General features: G+C 52.3%; 11 protein-coding genes. 6 read left to right on the top strand and 5 right to left on the bottom strand.

Translation table 11 applies throughout. The features are described 5' to 3' along the window. Positions 1 to 4: 4 nt before the first annotated feature. Positions 5 to 442 carry a response regulator gene (locus ACO0LC_RS11075; RefSeq protein ID WP_423002920.1) on the bottom strand — a complete coding sequence of 146 codons (438 nt, stop codon included), beginning with the start codon at positions 440 to 442 and terminating at the stop codon, positions 5 to 7. A 683-nt stretch (positions 443 to 1,125) separates the two neighbouring features. On the opposite strand from ACO0LC_RS11075, the gene ACO0LC_RS11070 reads away from it, so the two are divergent. Next, a complete protein-coding gene (locus tag ACO0LC_RS11070; RefSeq protein WP_423002918.1) occupies positions 1,126 to 1,506 on the top strand; it encodes a tetratricopeptide repeat protein in 381 nt (126 codons plus the stop codon). Positions 1,507 to 1,720: 214 nt separating this feature from the next. Beyond that, complete coding sequence (locus ACO0LC_RS11065; RefSeq protein ID WP_423002916.1) at positions 1,721 to 2,347, top strand: hypothetical protein; 627 nt, start codon at positions 1,721 to 1,723, stop codon at positions 2,345 to 2,347. Positions 2,348 to 2,412: 65 nt separating this feature from the next. Here the strand turns inward: ACO0LC_RS11065 and ACO0LC_RS11060 are convergent, their stop codons facing one another. Beyond that, complete coding sequence (locus ACO0LC_RS11060; RefSeq protein WP_423002914.1) at positions 2,413 to 2,715, bottom strand: hypothetical protein; 303 nt, start codon at positions 2,713 to 2,715, stop codon at positions 2,413 to 2,415. Positions 2,716 to 2,760: 45 nt separating this feature from the next. After that, positions 2,761 to 3,918, bottom strand: coding sequence for a cystathionine beta-lyase (gene metC, locus ACO0LC_RS11055; RefSeq protein ID WP_423002912.1), 1,158 nt, complete (start codon positions 3,916 to 3,918; stop codon positions 2,761 to 2,763). A 116-nt stretch (positions 3,919 to 4,034) separates the two neighbouring features. Between metC and ACO0LC_RS11050 the strand changes: the two genes are divergently transcribed. The 3 genes from ACO0LC_RS11050 (at position 4,035) to ACO0LC_RS11040 (ending at position 6,355) form a co-directional block, all read left to right on the top strand. Further along, positions 4,035 to 4,808: an AraC family transcriptional regulator gene (locus tag ACO0LC_RS11050; RefSeq protein WP_423002910.1), complete on the top strand. Its 774-nt coding sequence runs from the start codon at positions 4,035 to 4,037 to the stop codon at positions 4,806 to 4,808. A gap of 142 nt (positions 4,809 to 4,950) precedes the next feature. Continuing rightward, the gene (locus tag ACO0LC_RS11045; RefSeq protein WP_423002908.1) at positions 4,951 to 5,541 is read left to right on the top strand and encodes a hypothetical protein; all 591 of its coding nucleotides are present in this window, start codon (positions 4,951 to 4,953) and stop codon (positions 5,539 to 5,541) included. A gap of 37 nt (positions 5,542 to 5,578) precedes the next feature. Then, positions 5,579 to 6,355: a hypothetical protein gene (locus ACO0LC_RS11040; RefSeq protein ID WP_423002906.1), complete on the top strand. Its 777-nt coding sequence runs from the start codon at positions 5,579 to 5,581 to the stop codon at positions 6,353 to 6,355. A 151-nt stretch (positions 6,356 to 6,506) separates the two neighbouring features. Here the strand turns inward: ACO0LC_RS11040 and ACO0LC_RS11035 are convergent, their stop codons facing one another. Both ACO0LC_RS11035 and ACO0LC_RS11030 read right to left on the bottom strand, forming a co-directional pair. Next, entirely contained in the window at positions 6,507 to 9,494 is a 2,988-nt protein-coding gene (locus tag ACO0LC_RS11035; protein ID WP_423002904.1) for a hypothetical protein, read from the bottom strand. A 369-nt stretch (positions 9,495 to 9,863) separates the two neighbouring features. Beyond that, the gene (locus ACO0LC_RS11030; protein ID WP_423002902.1) at positions 9,864 to 10,244 is read right to left on the bottom strand and encodes a hypothetical protein; all 381 of its coding nucleotides are present in this window, start codon (positions 10,242 to 10,244) and stop codon (positions 9,864 to 9,866) included. 483 nt (positions 10,245 to 10,727) lie between these two features. Between ACO0LC_RS11030 and ACO0LC_RS11025 the strand changes: the two genes are divergently transcribed. Then, positions 10,728 to 11,948, top strand: a complete 1,221-nt coding sequence (locus ACO0LC_RS11025) for a hypothetical protein (RefSeq protein ID WP_423002900.1) — start codon at positions 10,728 to 10,730, stop codon at positions 11,946 to 11,948. Positions 11,949 to 12,247 lie beyond the last annotated feature (299 nt).

The raw sequence follows: 12,247 nt of genomic DNA, 5'->3' as shown, positions 1-12,247 counted from the left end.
CACCTCAGGCAACGGGTAGTTCTACTACCCGCCAGTAATGATCCAGCATTTCAGTGACACGCATGAAACCATCGCCAACATGCTGCTTGACGATATAACCAGCTACATGTTTGGAATAGGCCATGAGCTTGTCCTGGTCATCTTGCGAAGTGGTCAGCACAAACACCACGGCGGATGTCAGGTTTTTATCCAGGCGCAATTCAGCCAGCATTTCCTGGCCGTTCATTCGTGGCATATTAATGTCCAGCAAGATCAGATAGGGCTTGGGCAAGCCCTCGGGCGAGCGCAGGATTTCCAGCGCTTCTACCCCATCATGGGCGCGCACGATGGGATTGGCGATCTTGAGTTTTTTCAGAGCGCGCTCTATGCCCAGCACATCAACATCGTCGTCATCGACGACCAGGATGGTGACCGGTCTGGTTTGCGGAATGCTGTCATTCATTAGACATCCTTTCGCCTGCGCATATCTGTAAATAATACTCCAAGGCAATTTTGTTGCAATGTGGAATTTGTAACAGTCCCTACATAGCTACAATGGCAATTGCCTGGCCTTTGTCTGGCTAAACGAGCTGCTTAAAATGAAATAAAAGCATGATTACTAAATTTACATTCATATTATGCAATTGTCTATCTGTTGCCAATATTGATATGACTAATTTGCACTTTTTTACGCTTTTGTCGCAAGATGAGCAACTGCCCTCAATAAATCATGCGCTGCGCCAAGACGTTTGTCTGTAGGAGGGTGCCGCGTCTGGCGCTTGAGGCAGAGTCAGGGACAGTGATTCAGGAGCAGAGTGTTGGCGCCATCCTTGTTCTGGCCGGTGCGGAGCAGGCATATTTACTACAGTCGAGCATGGACGGATAAATGCGTGCGTTCTACTTGTAGCAAACAGACCTGGATGCTGCAATTGATACGTGTTTGATTGGCCGAAAATCAATGGGTCCTGGAGTAAGATTTGTTGAATTAAGCATATGTGCTTATAAAAATACGCTCAAATATAGTTATTTAAAATAATAGAATAATTTACATTATGTCTAGAAAAAAAGGATACAGTTAACCTCAGGAAGCGAGCTTAAGCTAACACTCTGTCCCAACAAATATGGCAATGGCAAACGGAGCAAACCATGGCTGCTGACCTTTCTTTGATAGACCCTAATCTCAGGGGATTACTCACTCAACTCTTGGAAGTTATTGGGCAGTTCAATGTGGGTACCATGTACTCTACTGGCGAGGGAGTGCCCAAGGATGATGTACAAGCGGTGAGCTGGTATCGTAAAGCTGCCGAGCAGGGGCATGCACAGGCGCAATCAAATCTGGGACTGATGTACGCCAATGGTCGTGGTGTGCAGCAAGATCAAGAGCTTGCCTATTTCTGGCATTTGCTGGCCAGGGCCGGTGGTAACGAAGATGCACAAAAAAATATAGATATGCTTGAAAAGAAACTGACTGCTCAGCAAGTTAGTAAGATACAGACTGACGTCAGCGCCAGGAAGGTGCTTAAATAGAGCGCAGATCTTCTGCCCCTCACTTTTTCGCGGAAAAGGCTCGTGCGGTTTTACAGGGGCAATTAACGCTACGTAATCGCCCAGATACCACCCATATGCTACTCACTATACTAAGCAGCCAATTGCCTGGCCGTATCCCATGCACCGTTGTAAACCCGCCACCAGGCAGGCTGGTATACTTTCAGCCCATCCTCATCAGACGCCTGCAAAAAAAATGAATTTCGAAAAAAAAATGATCCTTGGCTTGCTCACTGCGTATGGCCTGGGCACCAACGCCTGTGCGCAAACTGCTCAGATAGCACAAACAGCACAAACAGCACAAACAGCACAAAGCATCAACTGTAGCGGCACGCTCGCTAAGTCGGCGGCTATCAGTAAAATCGCGGCTTTTTCCAATATGCGCTACTCCGGCGAGCATGTCAGCGGCTACACCATCATGCTATGGCGCGCTGATACCCGCCTGCTGGGCATCATGCTGGCCGCTGACGGCCTGGCTGGCGATACTCCTACTGGTGAATTGCACGAGCTATGCTACGATGAAAAAAGTGGTGCCATTCGCTTTACTGCCAAGCTAAGCACCGGTACGGTGTTTTCACCTCTGACAAAAAAAGAAGAGGCTGCCCGTGACCTGTTTACATTCCAGGGCAAGCTCAGCAAGACACAATTGTCTGGCTTGTTGACGTTAACCACCCTCAACGACCCCCAATCCAAGCCGCAGCAAACCCGGCTAAACTTGCGCGCCTCACGGCAAGAGGCTGGATTCATGGGCGATGAAAAGACTTATGGTGCCTGGCGCAGTAACTGGGATGAGATCTTGAAATTCCGCGGGCCGAAATGGTAGTGCGGGTGAGGAGATGCTTGATTCCTAAGCTTGGTGACACCACACTTCGCCCTGGGCATCCTGTGTCAGGATTCAGTAAGCCTGACCGGAAGGCCGTGCTGTATGGCTGACTCATGGACCTGTCTGGCTAACTCATCGTCTTCTATCAGCAAGCAAGAATTTCTGACTTCATTGACGAGTAAATAGCCAGAAGTGCCTATCACTTTTTGCGTCAGGTTCAAGCCCTCTTTATGACAAGCTGCGATGACATTGTGTGTCTCTCGTCCATTGTGTCGTCCCAGGAAATAGTCGGGCTTGCCGCGTAATCGGGCTGCTATCTGATTAAGGGGGTGAGACGTGAATTCTGATACGGCGCGCCTCAGCGCCATCAGTTCCCGGTTCGATGGGCCAGGGCGGCTTTACCCCATGCAGCTTCAAGCACTCAAGCGCTGCAAAGCGGCCTGCAAGTCAGCCATGAGGTCATCCGCATCTTCCAGGCCTATATGCAGGCGCACCATGCGCCCCTCATCCGGCAAGACATCCAGGCTGCGCAGATGATGGGGAATGGCGGGCATGACCAGGCTCTCGTAGCCGCCCCAGCTGGTGCCCAGGCCAAACAATTGCAGGCCATCGATAAAGCGGGCAAAGTCAGCTTCGCTGCATTCCTGCAAGACCAGGCTGAAGGGACCGGCCGCCCCGCTGAACTGGCTTTGCCAGATGGCATGGCCAGCGTCACCCGGCAATGCCGGGAACAGCACCTGCTCGACCTGGCTTTGCTGTTGCAGCCAAGTAGCGATGTGCAAGGCGCTGGCCTGGTGTTTTTCCAGGCGCACAGCCAGGGTGCGTAAGCCGCGCAAGGCCAGCCAGCAGGCATCAGCGGCGGCATGGCTGCCCTGTATATCACACCAGCGCCGCACGGCAGCCAACTTGGCATAGGAACCTGTCAGCAAGCCCAGCATGACATCAGAATGGCCATTGATGAACTTGGTGGCAGCATGGATGGCAATATCGACCCCCAACCCGTGCGCATCAAAAAACAGCGGCGTGCCCCAGGTGGCATCACAGGCCACCATGGCACCCTGGGCGTGGGCCAGGCGGCAAATGGCAGCGACGTCCGGCAATTCCATGCTCAGCGAGGCCGGGGTTTCCACGAATACCAGGCTGGTGTCTGCATTGAGCTGGCTGGCCAGCTCATGGTGGTCGGCAAAATACCGTAGCTTCACGCCCATGGCTTGCAGGTATTGCTCACAGATTTGCCGTGTCGGCCCATACACCCCCTGATAGACCAGGATTTGCCGCCCCGGCTGGGCATGTGCCATCAGCACGGCACTGATGGCTGAAAGGCCGCTGCCAGTGGCGATGCAGGTTTCTGCACCACTGAGTTCGGCCATGGCTGCCTGCAATTCAAAATTGGTGAGTGTGCCCGAACGGCCATAGCGTGGCGTCTCGAAGACCTTGCCACGATAAGATTCCTTGAAGGCTGCCAGGTTCTCAAACAGCATGGTCGAGGCGCGCACCAGTGGCGGGTTGACGGCATGGACAGCAGCCGCACTGCGGCGGCCCAGATGTATCAGTGAGGTAGCGGTTTTCATGGTGATCTGATGGTCAGGATAAGAGAAAAGCTGCATACTATGCTGGCTGATTAACTATTAAATGCCAATTTATATCGTTGAGCAGCCAACATTGATCAGACCATATAGCCAACACCATGCCCTTGCCACCGCAAGCCTCACAGCCAGACTGGCGCGTACTGGCTCGTAGCCACCAGCAAGGGCATAGCCTGCCTGTGCACAGTCATCAGAGCGGCCAACTGGTGTTTGCCCTTTGCGGCAGCATGCAGGTCGATACCGGCTTCAAGCAATGGACCATACCGCCCCAGCGCGCCCTGTGGCTGCCACCGCAACAAGAACATGGCATACAGATGCTCTCGGACGTGGCCTTGCGCACGGTGTATTTTTCACCTGCCAAGCTGGCAGCCTGTCCGCAATTTGCCCGCCAGGGCGAGACTCATGTACTGGTGGCTTCCAGCCTGGTGCGTGAACTGGTGCAGGGTTTGTTCGTGGCCGGGCGCAGCCTGGCCATGCAAAACATGATGGCTGGCTTGCTTTTGCATGCTCTCAGTGAAACCGCCTGCCTGCCCAGTGACTTGCCCTGGCCAGCGCCCGGCCCACTCAGGCTGGCCTTGCAGGACATGCTGCGAGCAGGGCAGTGGCAGCGCCCCATGGATGAGCTGGCGGCCCAGCTGGCCATGTCGGGCCGGAGTTTCAGCCGCCACTTCAGCGCCCAGACCGACATGTCATTTCGTCACTGGCGGCAACGCGCCCGCCTGATTGCCTCGCTCGACCTGCTGGCCAGCACGGCGTCCATCAAGTCCATCGCCCACCGCCTGCAATTTGCCAGCAGTGCCGCCTATGTGTCTGCCTTCAAAGAACTGATGGGAACCAGCCCCCAGGTTTTCAGGCAGGCTTTGCTCGCGTCCTGAGCGGAGAAGGGCCGGGGCAGGGCAGGAATAGCTTAAATTGTAACTTTTGATTACACTTTTACCTGGCTGATGGCACCTGTTTCGGGGGAACTCAGATTTATAATAGCCTGTAAATACTTTCCGTAATGATAAGGTAATCCCGATGTTCAAAAGCATCTTTCATTTCATCACCATCCCACTCATCAGAAACATCCTGATTGCCTGGTTTCTGTTTTTTCTTATTGGTAGCAACTTCAGCGCCCAGTACATGCGCAACATCCTGGGCTTGCCTGTCATTATCTGGTTTATCTATGCCTTCTTTGCTGGCCTGACTCTGGAAGCGCGCAGACATAGCAAGCTGGTGACACAAATCCAGCAATTTTCAGGTGTTGACAGCGCAAAATGCGCCGATGTCTGTGACCATGACGGGCTGGCCGTCAACTACGACACCAAGTCCATCTATATCATCGATGAGGGCAAGTCCAAATCCTTTGCCTGTGCCGATGTGCTGTTTTATGAAATCGCAGACAGTTCTTATCGCACCATGGCTGATCCTAAAATCGCTGGTGGTGGCAATGGCATCTTCGCTACCTTCAGGCGCTGGATGCGTGGCTCTGACGCCATAGGCAGGGTCAAGTTCTGGGTCAATGATGCAGAACGTAGCGTCATCATCATCTCAGTCTCCAAGAAAAATATCATTGATCAGCTGCACCATTTTGCGCTGACCAATGGCATGAAACTGAAGACAATTTAACTCTTATCAGATAGCTGATAGCTGACACCTGGCCACCATGTTGCATACCTACACCATCAAGACCAGGCGTTTGGCCCTGGCATTCAGTATTGTTGCCGCTTGCCTGGCAGGTACTGCACAGGCCCAGATGTGGACTGCCATTCCCGCCCTGGACAAAAAGGCTGACGTCATCACTCAGCGTGCCGACGACCCCATCTATAGCCGCATGGCGACCGATAAAAAGTACCGGGAATTTGCCCAATATGCCATCAATATCAAAGGTGAGCAGCTGGGTTATGAATTGTTGCTGGAATCGCGCGCAGCTTTGTTTGAGCAAAAAAACTTGCGCCAGGTGTATGCCACCAAGGCAGGCAATTACTATGTCAGCTACTGGATCAAAGAAACGCCTAACTACCGCAGCATGCCTTTCAAGCGCAATGCCGCCCTGGCCCTGATCGTGGTCGACACTGTACCTACCAAACAGGATGATGCACAGTTCAAGGCCGTTGCCAGCAAATTGCCCTATGTGGTCTACCAGATCAAGTGGGAACAGCCTAACAGCAACCATGTCGCCACCATACGCATAGACGACAGTGGCTCTGCCGTCAAATGGGATTGCAAGACCAAGGAAGGCCAGGCCATGCCCACCATGCTGCAACCTGTGATCATTCACAAGCCGCAAAACAAGGATGAGCAAGAGTACTATCGCACCGGCTATTACATCGCCGATGATGGCAGCCTCAAAAACAATGGCGCAGGCCGCCGGAATATCTGCAATAAACGCAGCGTAGGGCCGGATGATGAAGTATCGAAACTGGAGCGGTTTTTTAGTTGAGCCTGAAGTGAAGCAAGCTCAAGAGTACAAGGGCCACATGACGTATTCGAACAATGCTGCGCACGGCGCGCCCTGGTAATTACCGCAGCTTATGGAGTGCATCGCCTCTCACCGTACTTGATGAGAGGCGTGCTGATAAAACTAACAGGCTTTACACAAACAGCCTGGCATTGGTGTTACCTTGTACTGTCGTTTCCACCTTGACGATGAAGGTATTGTCCTGGTCTGGTAATGCCAGCTTGTGCAGCGCCAGTATCAGCCCCAGGAAGCGCCAGCTGACTTTCATCGGTTGCTGCAAGTCCGGCACATTGAATTCAAAGGCAGTGGCAAAGCCCTGGCTGATGTTTTTGGACAGCCTGGACAGTTTGTCAAATACCCCCGTAGCAGCGTCTGGCGTACCATTTCTGAGTTCGGCCAGCAATGCCGCTTCAGCCACGACGGCGGCCCATGCCGCACCTGCGCCATTGGCAATACGACGCACTTCCCATAGCCTGCGCAAGGAGGTGCGGATAGTGCGAGGTTCAAGTGGGTCGCTGGTGGAGACCGGATCAAAACCAAATTGTGGCTCGACCGAAAATAATGCATCTGTCCAGCTACTGGCACTGCTGCTGGCAGCCACACTGGACCACAATTGTTGCTCAGACCAACCTGTATAACCACGGCACCATGCAACCCAGTCCGCCGGTGTGCCATCCATGCCACCCCGCTCGGCGCCAACATTGACGGCAGCAGTCAGGCTGGCGAAACAACTTGCCTGCACTGCTGCACTCAATTTATCAGCGGGGGTTTGCAATAGGCGCAACCAGGCATCCAGATCAAGTATGCAAGTGCCATTGATATTGGCCTGGCTCACCAGTGCATCGGTACCTGCCGTACCAGCAAATAAAAAATCACTGACGCGTGCGCCGCAGCCTGTGGACACGGCATTGAGTTTTTCCAGCAGGGCAAAAAAATCTTTCAGATGAGTCTTCTTGATGGCGTCGCCACTGCCTTTGAATTCTGCATCGAAAGGCGGTGCACTGTCCTTGAGCGCCAGCATCTCCAGATTCAGTGCCAGGCTGGATTGGCTGATCAAACCATTCAGGCTCACGGTGCTGCTCAGTGCGACGGCATCTTTGGCGACAATGATCTTGCCATTGCGGTCAGCATTGACGGTGATACTGTCTAGCACACTGGTGGTGCTCTGGGCATTGATAAAATCAAAGACGCTCAATGACAGACCGGTACTGATCTGGCGTTGCTGTGTTTGTCCAAACAGGCTTTGTTCTTCTATGGCACTGGCTTCGTTTTCACACAGTTTGATCTGTGCTGCATAATTGTCCAGCTGGCCAGTCCACAGCGACTTGTACAAAGCTTGTGCGGCCGGCGTATCGCGCAAAAAGCGTACTTTGATCAGGGTCGTGGTACTTTGCTTTTTTTGGTAGGCATAAGCGACTTCCAGAGCCAGTTTATTACTCTCAATCTGGGCGATGGCCTTGGCGATGCGTTCCCTGGCGGCTTCATACGACTTCAGCCAGTTACTCAGGCGTGCTGTTGCTGCATTCGTTTTGGTTTGCAAGTCGCTGATAAACTGTTGCAGGCCTGTTGTCGCCAAGCCCAGGGATTGTGCTATTTGCGTCGCTGCCGTGACTGGTACGGTGTTGAGCCTGTTAGCCAGAGTCGTGATTTCTGCATCGATTTTTTGAGCCACCTCATTCAAGGCACCGGTGATTTTTGCGCTCAGTGCGGCAGTATTGATGGGCAGGCCAGTTAATAGCGTGCTGATCTCAGTTTGTAGGGTATTTTGCGCTGTGGCGACAGCCGCTATCCCTTGATCCAGATAATCCTTGGTGAAACTGCTGACGATATTACCAAGGCTGCTGCCCAGCACCTGCGTGGCCTGGGTGTTGGCACCGCCCGTGGCTACACCCAGCAAGGCCTGGGCTGCATGTGTCCAGTCGTCATCTGCTGTCAAACCCAGTTCTTGGTTCAAGGCTGTGAGTGCCAGACCGCGCAAATCAGAAAAACTGCCCAGCTTGCTGATCAGCGGTTCGGCTGAAGGCAAGATCTTGCTCATGACCGGGTCCAGCGCAGCCTGTATACCTTCGATGCCGATTTTTGCCGAGATATCGACCGATGCTCCTGTGCTGCGGCTGACACCTCTGGCCAGCTTGACTAGCGGCTGGTTCTTATCTTGTATGACGGTCAGGTGCTGGTCGCCATCGAGTGCCCAGCTTGCTGCAAATGCTGCCGAAAGCCCCGCAGTGACATCGACAGGTTTGCCCAAAGCCACAGGACTCCATGAAGGCGTGGCACCGGCACTGGCCAGCGTCTGGACCAAGGTTGTACTGGCTTTGATACTCCCGCTCAAGCTTGCCGTGCCTGAGATATCCAGGCTGCTGATGGCAAAGTCATGCCCCTTGCAAGCGGCCAGCATGCCAGTCAACTCACCAGGTATGGGCAATTGTGCCAGGCTGTCTGATAAGGCCTGAGCAACATAACGACTGGGCGGATAATTGAAGCACAGATCCAGATGTGCACTGGCCCTGGCACTGGCAGCCACGCCTATGCTACCCCAGACTGGCGTGGCGCTGGCATTCACACCAGCTGCAAGATTACCCAATAAACCTATGCGGAAAAAACTTTCAACATCCGGGTGCACATACCCGGCAGCAATTGCCCAGTCAGGCGCACTGGCCAGCACTTCAATCACGGCATTTGCCTGCGCCGAGGCTGACCCCGAGGTTTGAAAGGATAAGGCTCCTGCGGCAGCATTGCCAGCCACTTGATTGCTGGTCGCGACCAGAGGGTAACTCAGGGTTCCCGGTGTGGTCGCTGGCGCTATGGTGGCTGCGCTTAATTCTGACAATTTATAATCCAGTGGCTTTAAGGTGGCAGGTAACTGATTGCCTAGTGCGGTACGCAAAGCCGACCATTCTGCCGTCAAGGCATTCCAGTCAGCTTGCAGCAGGCTGGCTGGTTTTTGATTTTTTTCCAGTGCACTGAGTAAGGCGCTCAAGGCTTCAAACCATTCCGGGGTTTGCGCCGTAGCATCGCTACGCAGGGTTTTCATGGCACTCAGCAAGGCAGACAACAAGGACAAATTCTGCCCCTGATTTTGTAAGCCATTACTTAGCCACGAGAGATTGTATGCACACATGTTTTAACTCCGCTATGAAAAATAAAGGAAGAACAACAAGCTACAAGCATGCCCGTGCGCCATCGCCGTGATGAGCAGCACAGGTATTGATTGAAAAAGATGAAGAGACTATCGAGGCTGGCTAAACCCTGCAATGTTGGTCTTGCATTGAGCATGGGGGAATCATGCAGCCGGAGTAGGGCAATTGATTATTCATTAATTATGAATTAATCAACTACCTAGCATATTAGACATTTGTTTCAAATGATGATGATTAATCTATTTGAAACATTATTTAACAATTAGTGTATTTTCTAAAACCTTGCTGCCTGGCATGCATTTATCTATTTCTAGCTCCATGGCGCGCGTGCTAATTTTCACAAGTGGGCGCTAAGGCATCCTAAGTTTCTCATCGACGGTCACATTTTTCTCTTCGCAAATGCTGTCACGCCATTTTTTTGAAGTGGCAGAGTTGGCTTTGACAGGTCCCCAAAACAGCTGCTCATCCTCCCTGAATTCCATCATTTCTGTCTTACAGTCATAGACGGTGGTGAAGGGGGATTTCATTAATTCACCCGGTGTTTTATCGCCACGAACTTGATGCATGGGGAAAGAGCGCACGCTGCCATTCATGCGCATTTCTGACAACTTGTAACAAGCAGAGAAATCATTCGCGACCTCGGGTTTGGTACAACGCATATCCTCGGCGCTTGCTGACATACAGAATGCCAGAGCAGCAAAACTGCTCAAATAGGGGAGATGACGATACATGTTTGACTCTGGAAGACGAAAGCAGAGATTAAATCATGGTGGAACTGAGTTCTGCTGAGCTATCGCGGGAGTTGGATTTTTCAATACCAGGCGTTGCATAACGTGCTACTTGTAAGCAGGGCAGCTTATAACGCAGCAATAGCCCAATAACAAACGGTGCGTTACAACGCACCCTACCCAATCTCAACAAGCACTACCCTGGGCAATATCGCTCCAGCGCAGGAATGATAATAGGGAAGATATCCAGATAAAAACCGACACGATCTGCACGAGCATCAATGAAACGACTATACCTGTAAGGTGCGTTATAACGCACCGTTTTTTTTGGGGGGGAGGAAGATGAAAAACTTCACGCAGACGGAATTGTATCAGCAAGAGCAGCACCAAATTTTTGATGGCAGTATACTGCCGGACGAGTTAAAGCATCGTGTCTGCCCGACAAGTTCCGGGCAGGCAGGTTAAAAAATAGAGACAGGACCAGTCATGAAAAATGCAGAATCCCCTTTCCCAAGACATGTGCAAGCAATCTACCCAAGGGAATATCGCTTGTCGCCAGGCTGGCGCTTGCTCGCCTTTTCGCTGGGCTTGCTCCTGATCGGAGGTGGGATAGCAGGCATATGGCTGATCGCCATGGCTGGCCAGGACATGGGCAATAAAGGCATCTTGTTGATGATTGCCTTGATACTCAGCGCCTTGGGCGTTTATTTAATCGTCGATATCCTCAAATACAAAGTGGTGTTGCAGCATGATGCGATTGAGGTGCATAAGACGTTTTCCAGCAGGCGCATGTTGTGCACGCAATTACAAGGCCGCAGGCTGGTGCGTCGCCACAATGCACCAGAAGAAATTTTCCTCATCCCGCGAGACTCGCAACAGAAAAAAATCCAGATCGCCAAGATGCTCAAGACCGATGCTGCATTCCAGAGCTGGATGGACAACATCGTAGACCTTGATGCGCAAGAGCAGCAAAAACAGCTCGATGAAATTGCCGCTGACAGCAATCTGGGCAGCAGCAAGGGTGAGCGTATGCAAAGACTGGAAACGGCCAAGCGCAATGCCAAGTTTGCCAATGGCGCGGCGGTGGTCGTGGCGATATGGCTGATCGTCTTTCCTGAGCCGTATACCTTGCTCATGCTGGCCGCACTGGCTTTGCCCTGGCTGGCCCTATTGATGATGAAGCAGGCCAATGGCGTGTATCAACTGGATGGAAAATCGACAGACGTCAAACCCAATCTGGCCCTGATGATCTTCATGCCTTGCATTGCCCTGATGTTACGGTCCATGGTGGACATTAATATGGTCCATTACAAAGCGGCAATGCTACCTGCACTTGTCTGTGGCCTGGCATTGCTGGTGCTGGGCTTAATGGTAGACCGCGCCCTGCATAGCAAGTTCCTCATGATCATTTTCCTTGCCTTCGTGTTTTCTGCCTATGGCTATGGTGCTGTCACCCTGATCAATGCGCGGCTGGATCATGCTGTTGCCCAGACCTACCAGGTCCAGGTATTGGGCAAGCGTGTTTCAAGCGGCAAGAGTACGTCTTATCATCTGCAACTTGCCGCCTGGGGGCCCATTCAACAGAGTGAAGAAGTCACCGTCGACAGCAGCGTCTACCGTCGCATTGCCATGGGCGACCTGGCCTGCGTCAATTTGCACAAGGGTGGCTTGCATATGCCATGGTATGTGGTGTACGCCTGTCAGTGAATAAGTATGGCCCTGATCCTGGTATGTCAAGGAGAAGCCAGGCTCAGTGATGCCACTGAAATGGAAAATAAATAAAGATATTAATTTCATTTGTGTGGCTGCGACTGTGCACAACAATACTTGATGAATTGCTCGCCAGAGCGGCAAGTTTGATTGACGAGACCCAGCTAACAGGCCTAACATACCTAACATGCAGGTAGAGCTTTGGTGTTGACCTATGCTGCAGGAAGAACTGCGTATGGATGTCAGGAAAAAACCGAAGCAATCAATAGAATCCGGCTGTGGAAATATCACAAAAC

The sequence above is a fragment of the Undibacterium sp. JH2W genome (genome assembly GCF_049340425.1).
Taxonomy (GTDB): domain Bacteria; phylum Pseudomonadota; class Gammaproteobacteria; order Burkholderiales; family Burkholderiaceae_D; genus Undibacterium.
Note: the sequence above shows the minus strand (reverse complement) of the source record. Positions and strands in the feature narration are given on the sequence as shown.

Bases quoted from the DNA above. Each gene is read 5' to 3' on its own strand.
- ACO0LC_RS11075 (WP_423002920.1), bottom strand. From the start codon at position 442: ATGAATGACAGCATTCCGCAAACCAGACCGGTCACCATCCTGGTCGTC.
- ACO0LC_RS11070 (WP_423002918.1), top strand. From the start codon at position 1,126: ATGGCTGCTGACCTTTCTTTGATAGACCCTAATCTCAGGGGATTACTC.
- ACO0LC_RS11065 (WP_423002916.1), top strand. From the start codon at position 1,721: ATGAATTTCGAAAAAAAAATGATCCTTGGCTTGCTCACTGCGTATGGC.
- ACO0LC_RS11060 (WP_423002914.1), bottom strand. From the start codon at position 2,715: ATGGCGCTGAGGCGCGCCGTATCAGAATTCACGTCTCACCCCCTTAAT.
- metC (WP_423002912.1), bottom strand. From the start codon at position 3,918: ATGAAAACCGCTACCTCACTGATACATCTGGGCCGCCGCAGTGCGGCT.
- ACO0LC_RS11050 (WP_423002910.1), top strand. From the start codon at position 4,035: ATGCCCTTGCCACCGCAAGCCTCACAGCCAGACTGGCGCGTACTGGCT.
- ACO0LC_RS11045 (WP_423002908.1), top strand. From the start codon at position 4,951: ATGTTCAAAAGCATCTTTCATTTCATCACCATCCCACTCATCAGAAAC.
- ACO0LC_RS11040 (WP_423002906.1), top strand. From the start codon at position 5,579: ATGTTGCATACCTACACCATCAAGACCAGGCGTTTGGCCCTGGCATTC.
- ACO0LC_RS11035 (WP_423002904.1), bottom strand. From the start codon at position 9,494: ATGTGTGCATACAATCTCTCGTGGCTAAGTAATGGCTTACAAAATCAG.
- ACO0LC_RS11030 (WP_423002902.1), bottom strand. From the start codon at position 10,244: ATGTATCGTCATCTCCCCTATTTGAGCAGTTTTGCTGCTCTGGCATTC.
- ACO0LC_RS11025 (WP_423002900.1), top strand. From the start codon at position 10,728: ATGAAAAATGCAGAATCCCCTTTCCCAAGACATGTGCAAGCAATCTAC.